We start from the raw sequence: 16,248 nt of genomic DNA on the forward strand, positions 1-16,248 counted from the left end.
ATTAGAACGCCCCGCCAATATCCAAAGCATCGGCGAACCCTTCCGCATCTGGCATCTGATCATTTGCCCGTTGTGCGACTTCGTCTAGGTGAGTGCCGTTCAGCAGGGTCGTTGTCTCGACAAAATGGGCCAAGATAGGCTGGCTGATAAAGACCAGTCGGAAGGCATTGCTCAGCAACAACAGCACAAAGTACATGACAACGATCATGATGATACCGGCGAACCAGACCGGGGTCAGTTCAAAGCTGCTGGGGTCGTTCATGACAGCGTCAAACTCCAAACCCATTGTGATAATCACGATGGGCAAAGAGGCGACAACGAGCAAGACAAAGGAAGCAATGCCGCCCTTGATCAAGGTTGTGACCACGTTACCTGTTGCGGCGTCGGCCTCGAACGTCATCACATCATCTACGATTTTGTTGCGGGCCATGCGGCGGAAGCTGTCAACGCGGTAATAAATAATGCCAACCAACAGCCAAATCCCTGCAATGATACTCAGCAGGCCGTAGCCATTATCACCCGTCACGGCAACAAGCGCGCCGATAGCAACAAAGGCCAGAATGGGCAGGATCACATGGATGGCCGAGCGATAAAGCTCGGTCCAGCTGCCTTCTTGTTCAAATTGCGCATCGCCATACCATGTTCGGTCGGTCATGTATTTTTCCAGCTTGAACGTCATCAATGGGATCAGCAAACCCAATGAGACCACCGACAAAGCCCCATAAAGCACGCCGCGCAACGCATACCCCACAGCGCCTTGATCCATACCGAACCGCAGGCCACGCCAGCGGGTGCGCGACATCATATAACGACGGCCGCGATATTGGGCGAACAGGATCAGCGGCGTCAGTGCTGCAAAGGAAACAAGACCACCAACACCTTGGGCAATCTGGGCCTGCGTCGATTCAGGATCCAATCCCAAAGTGTCCCAAACGGCGAAGCCGCCGAAACTTAGTAAAACCTGGATGATCCCAAGGTACACGGCCAAAAACACCAGCGCGATCAAAAAGCCGATCAGCTTTTCCGTGCCAGTGCCCGTATATTCCATCGCATCGCCGTTGGGGGCTGTGGCGGACCAAATGTAGCGTCTGATGCGGGATTTGGCCCAGAACCGGTAAATACCCAGTGTCAAAATTGTCAGAAGACCCGTGATCATAGACAGCATGAAAAGGCTGGGGCCTTCCCCGTTGTAGTCACCTTGGATACGTTTTGCGGCTCGGCTCATATAAATGGCTTTCGGTTACGAACATTTGCTTTTCAGTTGTTTTGTACGCAACTTAGACGGAACTAAGGCAAAGCTTTACTCCTTTTTGGGCACTACCCCATGTTTAAGTAAAGGTGTTGTCCCTTGGAAACCCTCTGGGGGCCATTCGGCCGGTGCCCGCACGTTTGCCGACCCATTCCGCCAGCTCTGTTTCGGTTCTGGTGCGTCCAGCAGGGTCTTTCCATGACAAACCGTCGGCCATGGTAAATGTCGTGGCATCAGAGAGGCCGCCGTCTTTGTATTTTTGCAAACGCACGCCTTTGCCGCGCCCCATTTCGGGTAACTCTTCTAATGCAAACAACAGCACTTTGCGATTTTCACCGACGCAGGCCACATGATCGCCATCCACAGGACGGCAGACTTTGGCCACGACTTGATCACGCACGTTCAGAACCTGTTTGCCGGACCGGGTCTGCGCAATCACATCATTCTCAGGCACAACAAACCCATCGCCTGCTGAACTGGCCAATAGCAATTTGCGATCTGGCTGATGGATAAAGAGATCCACGATGCCTGCTTCATTGGGCAAATCCACCATCAAACGCAGGGGTTCACCCATGCCGCGCCCGCCCGGCAGATTGCTGGCCGATATCGTGTAAAACCGCCCATTGCTGCCCAAGGTCAGCAGCCGATCAGTGGTTTCGGCGTGGAACATAAAGCGCGGGCCGTCACCGTCTTTGAATTTCAGCTCGCGGGTCAGATCAATATGGCCGGTCATGGCGCGGATCCAGCCCATTTGTGAACAGACCACCGTGATTGGCTCACGTTCGATCATCGCCTCAAGCGGCACGTCCTCGACGACGCCCGCTTCGGCAAATTGGCTGCGCCGCGCCCCACCCTCGTAGTCACGACCAAACTTTTTGCGGGTCTCGCGCAACTGTTCAGCAATGGTGGACCACTGCACCTCCTCGCTTTCCAGCAAGTCCTCAAGACCGGCACGTTCTTCCATCAAGGCGGCTTGTTCTTTGAGCAGCTCTAATTCCTCAAGCCGCCGCAGGCTGCGCAAACGCATGTTCAAAATAGCTTCGGCCTGCACTTCGCTGAGACCTTCGTCATCGGACAGCGCCGGGGATTTATAGTCTGCCTCATCCATGGCGCGGGCATGGCTGATGGACCAATCTTCGCGGATCAGTGCGGCCTTGGGATCGTCGTCATAGCGGATGATATCGATGACACGGTCCAGATTGAGGAAGGCCACGATAAAGCCTTCGAGCACCTCAAGGCGGTGATCAATCTTGTCCATGCGGTGCTGCGAGCGGCGGATCAGAACATCGCGGCGATGATCCAAAAAGGCGCGCAGTACTTCTTTGAGGCTACAAACCTTGGGCGTCAAACCGTCGATCAACACGTTCATGTTCAGGCTAAAGCGCACTTCCAAATCGGAATTGCGATAGAGCATGTTCATCAACACATCTGGATCAACATTTTTGGATTTGGGTTCCAGAACCATGCGCACATCATCGGCGCTTTCATCCCGAATATCCCCAAGGATCGGGATTTTCTTAGTCTGGATCACTTCGGCGATTTTTTCGATCAGCTTCGACTTTTGCACCTGATAGGGGATTTCTGTGACAACGATTTGCCACATGCCACGATCAAGTTGCTCGACCTGCCATTTGCACCGTAGGCGGAAACTGCCACGGCCCGTTCGGTAAGCCTCTAGGATATTTTCACGCGGCTCAACGATAACGCCGCCTGTTGGGAAATCCGGGCCGGGCACATGGTCCAGCAGGGTCTCATCCCGGGCGTTGGGCGCTTTGATCAGATGCAGGCAGGCATTGCACAGCTCTTCTATATTATGGGGCGGGATATTGGTGGCCATGCCCACAGCAATCCCACTGGATCCATTGGCCAGCAGGTTTGGGAAGGACGCCGGCAACACCACTGGTTCTGTCAGTGTGCCATCATAATTGTCACGGTAATCTACGGCGTTTTCAGCCAGACCTTCCAACAGCGCCTCAGCGGCGGCAGTCATCCGGGCTTCGGTGTACCGGCTGGCCGCGGGATTATCACCGTCGATATTGCCAAAGTTGCCTTGCCCGTCGACGAGCGGATAGCGCACGTTAAAGTCCTGTGCGAGGCGGGCCATGGCATCATAAATCGCGGCGTCCCCATGGGGGTGATAGTTGCCCATGACGTCGCCGCTGATCTTGGCGGATTTACGAAATCCCCCACCAGAGGCCAGTCGCAACTCGCGCATGGCATAGAGAATCCTACGATGAACTGGCTTTAGACCATCGCGCGCATCCGGCAGCGCACGGTGCATAATTGTCGACAACGCGTAGGTCAGATAGCGGTCCCCGATGGCCCGGCGCAGCGGCTCGGCCAAGTTTTTGCTGCTCATGTTGGGGTCGTCGGTCAAATCAGCCATAGATCGTGTGTACCTGTGTCCTTTGTGCCCGTAAAGAAACCAAAGGCGCAAATTTTGGAATTTTTCCCCTCACTTGGATCCAAACTGCGTGCTAAACGTTAACAAGTCGGGGCTGCCGCTCGGGAATACTGTAGTAAAGAGGGTTTTATCATGTGGCGATTTATCGTCTGCAGTTTTGCATTTATGGGTTGGGGATTTTACGAGCTTAGCGGCGGATCCGAATTTGAACCCGAACAACAACGCGCGGCAATCTTTGCCCCTGTTGAGATAAAGCAAGAGCCAACAGATGTTGCAGATAGCACTCCTGCGCCTATTGAGGCTGCGGTGCCTCAGGCCGAAGTTGTCCTTGCATCTTTGACAACCCGTGCTGCGGTGACACCCACTTTGCATACAACCGCATTGGTGGATAGCCAAAAAGCCGCAGCCGTGATCGATCAAGCGGTGGAAGAGGCGATTGCAAACATCACACCAGTTGTGGCCCCAGTGGTTGCGGCCCCTACTCCGGCATTGGACATCCGCCGTGTTAAACCCGCCCGCGTCAATGTACGTGGGGGTCCGGGCACAGACTACGACATCGTGGCCAAGCTGGTTCAAGGCGATGAGGCGACGATCCTTTCTGATAACGGTGATGGCTGGCTGGAAGTTGAAATGCTGGATGGGCAAATCGGCTGGATGGCGTCCTTCCTGTTGGTTGCATCGAACTAAAGCACCGATTACACCGAAGACAGGCCTGCCAATTGTGGTGGGCCTTTTTTATTGGGGGGCTTGCCAATGACCAGATCCATTCTCATCACCGGATGTTCCAGCGGCATCGGCTATGACGCGGCGCATGTGTTACATGATCGCGGCTGGCAGGTCTTTGCTGCCTGCCGCAAACCCGAGGATTGCGCACGCCTAAAGGCCGAGGGCCTGAACAGCCCATTGATCGACTACGAAAAGCCCGAGACGATTGAGCAGGGATTGGGAGAAGTCCTCACAGCCACCGGTGGCACGCTGGATGCGCTGTTTAATAATGGGGCCTATGCCATTCCTGGGGCTGTCGAAGATTTGCCCACCAACGGCCTGCGACAAATTTTTGAAGCGAACTTTTTCGGCTATCACACTCTGACCCGCGCCGTGATCCCTGTAATGCGAGCCCAAGGCAAGGGCCGAATAATCCAGTGCTCTTCGGTTTTGGGGTTTGCCGCTATGCCTTGGCGCGGGGCGTATAATTCCACCAAATATGCGCTTGAGGGGCTGACCGACACCCTCCGGATCGAGATGAAGGATACACCAATTCACGTTATCCTGATTGAACCCGGGCCGATCACTACGAAAATTCGCGAGAATTCCATCCCGCATTTTGAGAAATGGATTGATACGGCCGCCTCCGCCCGTGCAAGCCAATATGCGGCTCTGAAAGACCGGCTTTACAAGGACACCGGCAAAGACACCTTTGAATTGCCTCCCCGCAGTGTGACGGACAAACTGATCCTTGCTCTGAATGCTCCGAACCCGCGACCGCGCTATTATGTGACGACCGCCACGCATATTGTCGGCACGCTCAAGCGCCTTTTACCCACCAGAATGTTGGATAAGGTGCTGGGTCGCGGATAACAGCACTGGTTTTTTCGCTCGGCGCCGCTACCTGTGTAGCGACAAATTATAACTACGAAAGACGCCCCAATGGCCAATGATCCCCTCTTTATCGTCGCAGCGATTGCCTGCCTTGTTGTTTTGGCCATTTTGGCCGTGGGTATTGGCGGCTTTGCCAAAGGCGGTGAATTCAACAGAAAGCACGCCAATAAAATCATGCGCTACCGCATTGGTGCGCAGGCCGTGGCCGTTGTTTTGATCGTTGGCTTTGTCTTTGTCCGCGCGCAGATGGGGAACTGATCCATGGTTGTTTTGAACAAAATCTACACGAAAACTGGCGACGCCGGCGAGACCGCGTTGGGAAATGGTGCACGGGTCGCCAAACATTCGATGCGTGTAACAGCCTATGGCACCGTTGATGAGGCGAACGCCACGATCGGCCTTGCCCGTTTACATGCAACTAGCGAAATGGATAGCCAACTGGCGGCGATCCAAAATGACCTTTTTGATCTGGGGGCCGATTTGTGCCGCCCCGACATGGAAAAGGACGCCGAAAGCGAGTACCCGCCGCTACGCGTGTCTGACGCCCAAGTTGAACGGCTTGAAGCGGAAATTGACGTGATGAACGAGGCGCTTGAGCCGTTGCGCAGCTTTATCTTACCCGGTGGATCTGCCTTGGCCGCTAATCTGCACCTGTGTCGGACCGTGTCGCGCCGTGCCGAACGTCTAAGCGTGGAACTGGCCACGATGGAGGCGATCAACCCTGCGGCTGTGAAGTATCTAAACCGACTCAGTGACTGGTGCTTTGTCGCCTCGCGGATTGCCAATAATGGCGGTTTGGACGACGTTTTATGGGTACCGGGCGCGAACCGCTAAGGTTCCTTTCTGAGCCATATTGTCACAATCGGCGAAATTTGGTGAAAAAAACACCTATTTTTTCAGGGACCGGACGTCACTAAGCGGCATGATGTCGATTTTGGCCTATTTTTCGGTCCTCAGGTTCGCTACTTCACAAGAATAATTATGTTGCGCCGGTGTGGCGCTTTTCTTTGGGAGAAACCGCTGATGAAGGTCCTCGTACCCGTCAAACGCGTGATCGACTATAACGTGAAAGTCCGCGTAAAAGCAGACGGTAGCGGTGTTGATCTCGCCAATGTCAAAATGTCTATGAACCCGTTTGACGAAATTGCCGTCGAACAGGCGATCCGTTTGAAAGAAGCAGGTCAAGCCGACGAAGTCATCGCCGTGTCCATCGGCGTCAAGCAGTCGCAAGAAACTCTGCGCACAGCGCTGGCCATGGGCGCAGATCGCGCGATCCTTGTTGTCGCAGCTGACGACGTTCATACGGATATTGAACCTCTGGCTGTTGCAAAAATCCTCAAAGCCATTGTCGACGAAGAGGCCCCCGGCCTTGTGCTGTGCGGCAAGCAAGCCATCGACAACGACATGAACGCCACGGGTCAAATGACTTCGGCGTTGCTGGGTTGGTCTCAGGCAACATTTGCCTCTGAAGTTGCAATCGAAGGCGATAGTGCCGTTGTCACACGCGAAGTTGACGGCGGTTTGCAGACCATCAAGGTCAAGATGCCAACAGTTGTGACCGTTGACCTGCGTCTCAACGAGCCGCGCTATGCGTCGCTGCCAAATATCATGAAGGCCAAGAAAAAGCCTATGGATGAAAAGACAGCTGCCGATTACGGCGTTGATGTTAAGCCGCGTTTGGCTGTGACTGGCACAACAGAACCCGAAGCGCGCGCCGCAGGGATCAAAGTGGCCTCGGTCGACGAATTGGTTGCGAAACTCAAAGAAGCGGGGGCTGTATAATGGCTGTTCTTCTCATTGCGGAAGTTGTGAATGGTGAGCTGTCGGTTGACGCCACTGCCAAGGCCCTGACGGCCGCCAAACAAATGGGCGAAGTGACCGTACTGTGCGCCGGTGACTCCTGTGGTGCCGCTGCAGAAGCCGCTGCAAAGCTGGACGGTGTGTCGAAGGTGCTATGCGCCCAAGACGCAGCCTATGGCAACGATCTGGCCGAACAAGTGTCGGATCTGGTGATTTCCCTTGCTGGTGACTACTCGCACATTGTGGCCCCATCGACGGCGGCGTCTAAAAACATCCTGCCACGTGTTGCGGCACTGTTGGACGTGATGATCATCTCTGAAGTGACCGCTGTGATCGACGCCGACACATTCGAGCGCCCGATCTATGCTGGTAACGCTGTTCAAACAGTGAAATCTGCGGATGCCACTAAAGTGGCTACGATCCGGACGTCCACGTTTGATGCGGCCGGCGAAGGCGGCTCTGCCTCGGTTGAAACGATCTCTGCAGTTGCAAACTCTGGCCTGTCTGAGTGGGTCGAAGACAAGGTTGCGGCCAGCGACCGTCCAGAACTGACCTCTGCTGGGGTTGTCGTGTCTGGCGGCCGCGGCGTTGGATCCGAAGACGACTTTGCGCTGATCGAAAAATTGGCTGACACGCTGGGTGCGGCTGTTGGTGCGTCCCGTGCGGCTGTCGACAGTGGCTACGCGCCCAACGATTGGCAAGTTGGCCAAACCGGTAAAGTTGTGGCGCCTGACCTTTATGTGGCGGTCGGTATTTCCGGTGCGATCCAGCACTTGGCTGGCATGAAGGACAGCAAAGTCATCGTTGCGATCAACAAAGACGACGAGGCCCCAATTTTCCAAGTGGCAGATTACGGCTTGGTTGCGGATTTGTTCGACGCGGTTCCCGAATTGACAGAAAAACTGTCCTGATCCGAATCTGAAAAACGGTTAAAAGGGCCCGCCTCATCAGCGGGCCTTTTTTATTGGCTACTTTGCGGAATCCAAGGCAACCTTGATAAGATCAGACAATTGCCGTGCAACTTCGCGGTGGGCAGCAGGGCCCATAACAAAACGCGCAGCCTCTTGTTCACCTTCCGGTATCTGCAGTTCGTCTGGGCCTTGACCAATCGCCTTAGCGCTGGGGGTGATCCAGGTCAACGAGTCGGCAAAAGGCGCAATCGCAAAAGACATTTCCTCGGATACATAGACAGGTTCGGCGCCCAAAGCATTCGTGCCGCCGTCGCTTTCCAAATGATGGCCTCGCAGCCCAAAGACAATCTTCGGCCCCTGAATTGCCTCAAGCAACTGGCGCGTGCGATGCAGCCACGCCTTTTGCATCTCTTCGACCACCATTTCAAAGCGTTCAGCAGAAGTTTCTTTTAGTGTTTCCAGCATGTGCCGGACAAAGGCAAAGTCAGTGAAGTCTACGTCATGATAGATCGATTGCAGGATCGTAGAGGCCCGCAAAAAGCGGTCATTTCGTCGAGGGTGCACCATATAAAACCGGTTCGACAGGTTGACTGCATTTGGCAACTGCACAACCGTCAAAATGGCTTGGCCACAGATTGCCATAGCGCCGGAATCCTTGAGGAACGCGTCAGGTCCTGCCTGCAAAACGCCGAGGTTCACACAGGGATGTCCCAAGAGCGGTTCCAATTGATCGCAAAACGGCTCGGCTACGTATTTTCCATAGGTTTCTGTGCCACCTACAAATGCAATGAAGTCGCCATCAACCGAACGAGCGGGTCCGCGAAACATCAATTTCGATGTACCATAGTGGCACGGTTTGTAGTCTAAGGCCGAAAAGGCCATATTTTCGTAGGACATAGGTTACCCACCTTCTGTTCACCCGGAAGCAGAATCACATAAAAACCTTTCGCAGCTCTTAATGTTAAAATTATCGATTAATCTTTCGCCGTTTTGATCGCTTGCAGGTGCTTTAATCAAAAGCGTACACTGAAGGTGATTAACAAAGGGTCTACATCATGAATGTCCAGAAAATTGGTGTGGTTGGCGCGGGCCAAATGGGCAATGGGATCGCCCATGTTATGGCTTTGGCCGGGTTCGATGTGGTGATGAACGATGTCTCCCAAGACGCCATTGATCGCGGGCGCCTTATTGTCTCGGGCAACTTGGATCGTCAGGTCCAACGCGGCAAAATCACCCAAGACGCCAAAGAGGCAGCACTGGCGCGCATCACGGGCACATTGGCCCTGCCTGATCTGGGTCAAACCGACTTGGTTATCGAGGCCGCCACTGAGCGCGAAACCGTAAAAACTGCGATTTTCGAGGACTTGCTGCCCCATCTTGCCCCCCACACGATCTTGACCTCAAACACCTCGTCGATTTCGATCACGCGGCTGGCTTCTCGAACAGATCGGCCCGAAAAATTCATGGGCTTCCACTTCATGAACCCAGTGCCAATCATGCAATTGGTTGAGTTAATCCGTGGCATTGCGACAGACGAACCAACGTTCAAATCCTGCTATGCCGTTGTAGAAAAGTTGGGCAAAACAGCCGCCACCGCCGAAGATTTTCCGGCCTTCATCGTCAACCGGATTTTGATGCCGATGATAAACGAGGCGATCTATACGCTCTACGAGGGCGTTGGGAACGTCCAGTCCATCGACACTTCGCTTAAACTGGGCGCGAACCACCCCATGGGCCCTCTGGAACTGGCCGATTTTATTGGTTTGGACACTTGTTTGGCGATTATGAATGTTTTGCACGACGGCTTGGCCGATACCAAATATCGCCCCTGTCCGCTGCTGACGAAATACGTGGAGGCCGGATGGTTGGGTCGCAAAAGCCAGCGAGGCTTTTACGACTATCGGGGCGATACGCCCATTCCAACGCGCTGAGGAAAAGCTTAAACGCAAAAGGCCCCCTGCAGTCTTGCAGGGGGCCTTTTTCATTCAGGTTACGGATCGCTTATGAGCCGCGGTTTTCTTCGTTGGCCATCTGGTAGGCTTGGATCGCGGCTTGGCGCTCGGCGGCGACTGCGGATGGGCCGTCGATTTCACCGGCGTTCAGCGCTTTGTAGAAACTTACCAACACACGGTCATCGTCGTCAGCCGCTGTCTCGATGGCGAAGTCGGATACACCGACGGTGCCGGATGTAGAGAAGCTCACGTCTTGGCCAGCTTGGCTTTTGATAAAGTCAGCGCGGATGTGGTCGTCGCCTTCGATCGCATTTTTCAACTCGACCAGTTGGGTCGATGTAAAGGCGCCAGCCTCGACGCCCAGCGAGCGTGCCAGAGCGTCATTTGCGAATGCAGGGGCAGCCATTGCAGTTGTTGCAGCGATGACGAGAGCGGAAATTGTTACGTTTTTCATAGGTCTAGGTCCTTATATCGTGGTCGTGTTGAGGGAGGGTTAACGACCGGGTTTATGTTTGGCGCTGGGAGGGTGCGCCGTTCGATGAGCTAGATTTAGGGGCTGCAGTGGTGCCAGTACACAGGCAGAAATATCCGCGTACTGTGCGCATATGCACATCACCGTGACGTGAGACGCGAAACCATTTGCGCCCCTATAAACAAGGCCCGCCGGGTGAAATGTTACAAAATCGCCCGCAAAATGCGTCAAGATCCCACGCGGATCACATGTTTTGTGAGGCGATTTTTATTTAGACTCTGGAGGATCAGACTAGGAAAAAGGCTATTTGCCCTTCAACGCAAGGGTCTGCTCACGCAACCAAGCCACGAATCCACGTGGATTCGTTGACCATTCTTTCACTTCATTTGCAGGCAATGCCGTACCGACCACAGGTTTTTGCGGCTTGTTCAGGGCATGCACCACTTCGTAGATCAACAAGCCCTGGCGTAGGGTTGCCGAAAGCTTGTTTGCGATCTGATACCAGCGTGAATTCTGGCCAGGAAAATAAATAGGGACCACCGTGGCACCAGATCGTTGGATCATTTTGGCTGTAAACGGATTCCATTCAGCTTCAACCGCATCGCCAAAAAATGTCTCGGACGTGGCAACCACACCTGACGGGAATAGCACAATCACGCCGCCGTCTTGCAGATACTTCATGGCCTCGGCGCGCATTTCAATGCTCTTGCGTTGACTGTTTTCCTCGTGTGGAAAGGGGACCGGGATCATGAATTGCGCAATCTCGTCCACACCCGTAAGCAAAGACCGCGTCAAAATTTTGTAATCTGTGCGCACACGGCCAATTAATTCGGCCAAAACCATCCCGTCCACGAGGCCATGCGGGTGATTGGCTACAATAATCAAAGGGCCGTCTGCCGGGATATTTGCGATTTGATCCGCAGGCGTTTGCAACTCAATCCCCATCAGATCCAGTGCCTTTGACCAGAAGGCCTGGCCATGGGGTGCGCCCTCGCGTTCAAAACTGCGGATCAGACGCAGCAAGGGGATCTTGCCCGTGATCCATTCCATGGTGCGAATTGTATTGGCTTTGTAGGGATTGGTGAACGTGTTGGCATAAGACAAGCGACGCTTATCATAGGGCACAAAATCAGGATCACCCATCTGCGGCACCCTGCTAGTTGTGTTCTGCGTGTCTACCACTGTCCCGCCTGACCGATCTGCCTAGGACATCAATCCTAGTCGTCTTCACCAAATTTATTCGCCACGAGGCCAGCCACGGCATCTGCTAAATCCTGTGCATCCGCCCCCGTAGTTTTAACTTTGATAAAACTTCCCTTCGACGCTGCCAACATTAAAAGGCCCATAATGCTGTCCCCATTGGTGGTTAGACCGTCCTTTTCGACCTCACAAGCCGCATCAAAGTCCTCAACCACTTCAACCAGCTTCGCAGAGGCCCGCGCATGCAGGCCTTTGATATTGACAATTTTAAGCTCTTGAATGATCGGCTCAGTCATTTGAAGGCTCCTCTTGAGGATTAAGATCGTAACTGTCGAGGTATTTTCGTCCGGCAGCAGCAGCAGCCTGAACTGCCTTTTCAACAGACAGATGGCGCGACTTGGCCAATTTGACAAGCATGGGCAGATTTGCGCCGTAGAGGATCTTACGGTGGGCTTTGCCACAGGCCCGCAGAGACAAATTCGAGGGCGATCCACCGAACATGTCAGTGACCATGACAACGCCGTCACCTGCATCGACGGCCTCGGCGGCGGCGCAGATTTCGGCTTCCTTCGCGGCGCGGTCGTGGGTTGCAGCGATGGAAATGGCAGCAATTCCGCTTTGCTGTCCGACCACATGTTCAACGGCGGCCAGGTATTCCTTGGCCAACCCACCATGTGCGACAATAACCACACCGATCACGCGGAAAACACCTTTCGCAAGTCTGACGCCACTACTGGGTCTGACGTTCCAATTCTCGGTGCCTAATTGACACCTGCCACTCTTGTTCCGCAAGGGCCAGCGCAAGTTTTTCTGTCATAGTGACCGAACGGTGTTTGCCACCCGTACAGCCAAATCCAATGGAGAAATGCGTTTTACCCTCATCACGGTAAGCGGGCAGTAAAAACTCAACCATTGACTGAACCTTATCAAAAAAGCCAGCATATCTCGCGTCTTGTGCAACGTAGTCTTGCACTTGGTCGGTGCGCCCGTCTAATTCCCGCAGGCTGGCGTCCCAATAGGGATTGCGCAAAAAACGACAGTCAAAGACCATATCGATGCCGCGTGGCAGGCCGCGTTTGTACGAAAAGGAGTGCAGGCTCACCGCCAGAAATCCCCCAGCAGTTCCTCCAAAAATGCGCCACATCTCGGCCTTCAGGTCATGCGGGCTCAAGTTTGATGTATCGAGCAAACTATCGGCACGTGCGCGCAAAGGTTTGAGCAGATCCACTTCACGCATCACCCCTTGAATGGGGGCCTCTTCCGGGGCCATGGGATGCCGCCGGCGCGTTTCAGAATAGCGGCGCGTCAGCACCTCTGGATCGCAATCAAGATACAGCAAATCTACATCCACATCGTCACGGCCCGACAATTCGGTCACCAGATCCAACACGCCTTGGGTCGAAAAATCGCGATTACGCACATCCAGACCCAAAGCCAAGGGGCGCGCAGAGGCGTCCCCGGTGATCAGCCGGGAACACAACGACAGCGGCAGGTTATCGATGGCCTCATATTCAAGATCTTCTAAGGCGTTAATGGCGGTCGAGCGGCCCGCACCAGAGGGGCCCGTCACGAGAACCACCCGCTGACTGGGAAGGTCTGATTTTGGCTTGGGTTGTTGGGTCATGTCATCAGTTCCTCGGCGGGAGACGCCACCATTATTCACCAACGTATATAAGGGAGTTGTGCCGTCAGGTCACTCGTTCGCCTGAAAGATAGAGGAAAAGTGCAGAAGGGAAATGGCAATGAACAGATTTGTGAAACAGCGCGAGGTCGCACCCATCCAATTGCGTCATGCGCAGCGGCGGAAGGCGATCATCCTCAGTCTGGTCTAAATCGACGATCGCTTTGACGGCTGTCCTGTCCACGGTCTGGCACGCCAATATACCGACGCCGCGTGCCTCTATCTGGCCCTTAATGGGGGCCGGGGCCGACGCAGACAACTGTTCGTTCTGGATCTCTATCAACGTTTGATCGTCTGCAACCAGATCGCAGCCCAAGGCGATCAATTGCAGGGCCAGGTTGGATTTTCCGCTGCCCGATTTTCCTTGGATCAACAGGCCATGCCCGGACAAGCTGACACATGTGGCGTGGATCAAGCGCCCCATGTCTTTGCCACGCTAAACGGGTAGACCCACAACAAAGCGGGCGCCCAGGGGATCAGAGGTCATGTCAGCTTCGGTCGGCCGAATGTTTTCGGCCCAGATAACGCCGCCATGTGCCTCGACAATCTGCTTGGAAATCGCCAGACCGAGGCCCGAATTATTCCCAAACTGCCCCACAGGACGTTCGGAATAAAAGCGTTTGAATACTTTTGTCAGAGCTTGATCAGGGATACCGGGGCCTGTGTCCTCAACAACAATCAGCACGCGATTTTCGCGCTTGCGGGCCCAAACGCGGATCGCATCACCTTCATCGCAAAAGGACGTGGCATTGGTGATAAGATTGACAAAAACCTGTGCAAGCCGCGCCTCGAGACCATCAATAATGACCGGTTCGGCAGGCATATCGGTGATGAAATCGACGCCCTTTGCTTTGGCTTCTTCACCCAGAAATTCAGTGATGTTGGAGAGCATACCCAATAGGTCAAAGCTTTCCTCTTCCTCTTTGACCAGCTCACTGTCCAGTCTGGACGCATTCGAGATGTCACTGACCAAACGGTCCAAACGGCGTACGTCATGTTCAATAACATCCAACAGCTTTTCGCGCTGGTCGTCGCGCTTGGCGACGCGCATCGTGCCAACCGCCGATCGCAGGCTGGCCAATGGGTTCTTGATCTCATGGGCCACATCAGCGGCGAATTGTTCGTTGCTTTCGATGCGTTCATAGAGTGCACCAACCATACCACGCAAGGCCCCGGACAAGCGTCCAATCTCATCGGGCCGCGCGGTGAGGTCAGGGATGCGGATCCGCGAAGGACTGACTTTGCGCGCATTTTTGTCACGCCCAAGTTCAGCCGCAGTGGCAAGATCCGACAATGGATTAGCGATGGTTGACGCCAAAACAAGGCTCAGCCCAATGGACACAAGCAGGGCAATGACAAACATTTGCAACACTTGTTCGCGTTCAAATCGCACCAATTCATCGATTTCACCTGCTGCAGAAGTGAGGGCGATAACCCCCACAACAGCGCCATTGTGTTGGATCGGGGTCGCCACGGTAAATATCGTGGCGCCTTTATCATCCTTGCCGGTATCGACCTGAGTGGTGCCGCCTAAAGTTGCCTCAACCAGCTGAGCGGCCTGAAACTGGGAGGTATCATTGGTGGCGCCTTCGGTGTTTTTGGGCGCAAAGATACTGGCAAGACCTTCCCAGCCGGTGTTCAACAGATCCGTAATAAAGGTGCTGCGCCTGTCGTTGGCCAAGCCGTTGATCTGTAGCGTGCCAGCCCGTTCAGCGCCCAGAGTTGAGGCGACCAATGTAGCGTTAGGTTCGAAAACATAGACATCCAACGCGCTGCGCAAATCCAAATTGGCAAGTGCTACGGTGGGATCAATGCCGTCAGAGGCCGCCAGATTTACTGGCGCGCCCTGTGGCAATTGCGCCTCGAACACATCTGCAATCAGCTCAGCCTCGCCAACCAAGGAGGCCGCACGCTGATACGCTAGATTGTCACGCGAGGGGTTTAGGTACAAAACCCCCGCCACCAGAACGACCAAGGCCAGCAGATTAAAGGTGATGATCTTGCGCGCCAATGGCGAGCGGTTGACCGAAATAAGGCTGCGCCGCGCACGACGGTCCTGCACATCTGTATCGCCCGTCGACTCCGGTGCAACAAAATCGTCCCCCAAAACCACTTCGGCTTGGCGGACTGATTTTAAACTTCGGACGTCAATTTTCGGGGCGATTGTCATCAGTCCTCGTTGTACCGGTAGCCAATGCCATAAAGGGTCTCAATCGCCGAAAAGTCATCATCGGCCGTGCGCATCTTTTTGCGCAGACGCTTGATGTGGCTGTCGATTGTACGGTCATCAACGTAGACCTGATCGTCGTAGGCCACATCCATCAGCTGATCGCGGCTTTTAACAAAGCCAGGACGCTGCGCCAAAGCCTGCAACAGCAAAAATTCAGTCACGGTCAGCGAGACATCTTTGCCCTTCCAAGACACCGCGTGTCGCAGCGGATCCATCCGCAATTCGCCGCGTTCCATGATCTTAGTCTCTTCGGTTTCCGCGATTTCAGCGCCATCCAAAGCATCCTGACGACGCAAAAGCGCCCGGATCCGTTCTACCAGCAACCGTTGGCTGAAGGGTTTTTTGACATAATCGTCGGCGCCCATGCGCAGGCCAAGAACCTCATCGATTTCATCATCTTTGGAGGTCAGGAAAATCACTGGCATCGACGTCTTCTGACGCAGGCGCTGCAGCAGATCCATGCCGTCCATGCGGGGCATCTTGATGTCCAACACGGCCATGTCCGGCAGTTTTTTGTTAAACGCATCGAGGGCGGATTGGCCGTCATTATATGTTTCGACCTCGAAACCTTCCGCCTCAAGGGTCATCGAAACTGATGTCAGAATGTTCCTGTCGTCGTCAACTAAAGCTATTTTTGACATAATTTATGTCCTTTTGCACTGCATCGATTATATTGGCCTTATATTGACCATTAGTTACTTGTCGTCTGTTTCAGACGCCGAATCAATAGTTTTCACGGTTGATTCACGC

Annotated in this window: 18 protein-coding genes; 7 read left to right on the top strand and 11 right to left on the bottom strand. The window is 54.2% G+C overall.

Annotated features, from left to right (window positions below; translation table 11 throughout):
• Position 1 precedes the first annotated feature (1 nt).
• Positions 2-1,225 (bottom strand): DUF898 family protein, encoded by a 1,224-nt coding sequence (locus tag ACIRQ6_RS15070; RefSeq protein WP_420861422.1) that lies wholly within the window; start codon positions 1,223-1,225, stop codon positions 2-4.
• A gap of 103 nt (positions 1,226-1,328) precedes the next feature.
• The gene (locus ACIRQ6_RS15075; protein ID WP_420861423.1) at positions 1,329-3,635 is read right to left on the bottom strand and encodes a DNA topoisomerase IV subunit A; all 2,307 of its coding nucleotides are present in this window, start codon (positions 3,633-3,635) and stop codon (positions 1,329-1,331) included.
• 150 nt (positions 3,636-3,785) lie between these two features.
• Here ACIRQ6_RS15075 and ACIRQ6_RS15080 point away from each other — a divergent pair, with 150 nt between their 5' ends.
• The 6 genes from ACIRQ6_RS15080 (at position 3,786) to ACIRQ6_RS15105 (ending at position 7,963) form a co-directional block, all read left to right on the top strand.
• Positions 3,786-4,340: an SH3 domain-containing protein gene (locus ACIRQ6_RS15080; RefSeq protein WP_420861424.1), complete on the top strand. Its 555-nt coding sequence runs from the start codon at positions 3,786-3,788 to the stop codon at positions 4,338-4,340.
• A 66-nt stretch (positions 4,341-4,406) separates the two neighbouring features.
• Positions 4,407-5,231, top strand: coding sequence for an SDR family NAD(P)-dependent oxidoreductase (locus tag ACIRQ6_RS15085; protein ID WP_420861425.1), 825 nt, complete (start codon positions 4,407-4,409; stop codon positions 5,229-5,231).
• A gap of 69 nt (positions 5,232-5,300) precedes the next feature.
• Positions 5,301-5,510 carry a twin transmembrane helix small protein gene (locus ACIRQ6_RS15090; protein WP_420861426.1) on the top strand — a complete coding sequence of 70 codons (210 nt, stop codon included), beginning with the start codon at positions 5,301-5,303 and terminating at the stop codon, positions 5,508-5,510.
• A gap of 3 nt (positions 5,511-5,513) precedes the next feature.
• Positions 5,514-6,086 (top strand): cob(I)yrinic acid a,c-diamide adenosyltransferase, encoded by a 573-nt coding sequence (locus tag ACIRQ6_RS15095; RefSeq protein WP_420861427.1) that lies wholly within the window; start codon positions 5,514-5,516, stop codon positions 6,084-6,086.
• 189 nt (positions 6,087-6,275) lie between these two features.
• A complete protein-coding gene (locus ACIRQ6_RS15100) occupies positions 6,276-7,034 on the top strand; it encodes an electron transfer flavoprotein subunit beta/FixA family protein (protein WP_420861428.1) in 759 nt (252 codons plus the stop codon).
• Positions 7,034-7,963: an electron transfer flavoprotein subunit alpha/FixB family protein gene (locus ACIRQ6_RS15105; protein WP_420861429.1), complete on the top strand. Its 930-nt coding sequence runs from the start codon at positions 7,034-7,036 to the stop codon at positions 7,961-7,963. Before ACIRQ6_RS15100 ends, ACIRQ6_RS15105 begins: the two co-directional genes overlap by 1 nt.
• Before the next feature lie 57 nt (positions 7,964-8,020).
• Here the strand turns inward: ACIRQ6_RS15105 and ACIRQ6_RS15110 are convergent, their stop codons facing one another.
• Positions 8,021-8,860, bottom strand: a complete 840-nt coding sequence (locus ACIRQ6_RS15110; RefSeq protein ID WP_420861430.1) for a DUF6473 family protein — start codon at positions 8,858-8,860, stop codon at positions 8,021-8,023.
• 158 nt (positions 8,861-9,018) lie between these two features.
• Between ACIRQ6_RS15110 and ACIRQ6_RS15115 the strand changes: the two genes are divergently transcribed.
• Positions 9,019-9,894: a 3-hydroxybutyryl-CoA dehydrogenase gene (locus tag ACIRQ6_RS15115; RefSeq protein WP_420861431.1), complete on the top strand. Its 876-nt coding sequence runs from the start codon at positions 9,019-9,021 to the stop codon at positions 9,892-9,894.
• Between the two features lie 70 nt (positions 9,895-9,964).
• Here ACIRQ6_RS15115 and ACIRQ6_RS15120 read toward each other — a convergent pair whose 3' ends face one another.
• The 8 genes from ACIRQ6_RS15120 to ACIRQ6_RS15155 form a co-directional block, all read right to left on the bottom strand.
• The gene (locus tag ACIRQ6_RS15120) at positions 9,965-10,369 is read right to left on the bottom strand and encodes a hypothetical protein (protein WP_420860304.1); all 405 of its coding nucleotides are present in this window, start codon (positions 10,367-10,369) and stop codon (positions 9,965-9,967) included.
• A gap of 321 nt (positions 10,370-10,690) precedes the next feature.
• On the bottom strand, positions 10,691-11,530 hold the full coding sequence (locus ACIRQ6_RS15125) for a lysophospholipid acyltransferase family protein (protein WP_420861432.1): 840 nt from the start codon (positions 11,528-11,530) through the stop codon (positions 10,691-10,693).
• 74 nt (positions 11,531-11,604) lie between these two features.
• Positions 11,605-11,883 (bottom strand): HPr family phosphocarrier protein, encoded by a 279-nt coding sequence (locus ACIRQ6_RS15130; protein ID WP_420861433.1) that lies wholly within the window; start codon positions 11,881-11,883, stop codon positions 11,605-11,607.
• Complete coding sequence (locus ACIRQ6_RS15135) at positions 11,876-12,286, bottom strand: PTS sugar transporter subunit IIA (protein WP_420861434.1); 411 nt, start codon at positions 12,284-12,286, stop codon at positions 11,876-11,878. Before ACIRQ6_RS15135 ends, ACIRQ6_RS15130 begins: the two co-directional genes overlap by 8 nt.
• A gap of 31 nt (positions 12,287-12,317) precedes the next feature.
• Entirely contained in the window at positions 12,318-13,211 is an 894-nt protein-coding gene (gene rapZ / locus ACIRQ6_RS15140; RefSeq protein WP_420861435.1) for an RNase adapter RapZ, read from the bottom strand.
• A 64-nt stretch (positions 13,212-13,275) separates the two neighbouring features.
• Positions 13,276-13,692 (bottom strand): HPr kinase/phosphorylase, encoded by a 417-nt coding sequence (locus ACIRQ6_RS15145; RefSeq protein ID WP_420861436.1) that lies wholly within the window; start codon positions 13,690-13,692, stop codon positions 13,276-13,278.
• A 12-nt stretch (positions 13,693-13,704) separates the two neighbouring features.
• On the bottom strand, positions 13,705-15,438 hold the full coding sequence (locus ACIRQ6_RS15150; RefSeq protein ID WP_420861437.1) for a sensor N-terminal transmembrane domain-containing protein: 1,734 nt from the start codon (positions 15,436-15,438) through the stop codon (positions 13,705-13,707).
• On the bottom strand, positions 15,438-16,139 hold the full coding sequence (locus ACIRQ6_RS15155; RefSeq protein ID WP_420861438.1) for a response regulator transcription factor: 702 nt from the start codon (positions 16,137-16,139) through the stop codon (positions 15,438-15,440). The genes ACIRQ6_RS15150 and ACIRQ6_RS15155 overlap by 1 nt, the downstream gene beginning before the upstream one ends.
• Positions 16,140-16,248 lie beyond the last annotated feature (109 nt).

The sequence above is a fragment of the Algirhabdus cladophorae genome (assembly GCF_044772865.1).
Taxonomy (GTDB): Bacteria; Pseudomonadota; Alphaproteobacteria; order Rhodobacterales; family Rhodobacteraceae; genus Algirhabdus; species Algirhabdus cladophorae.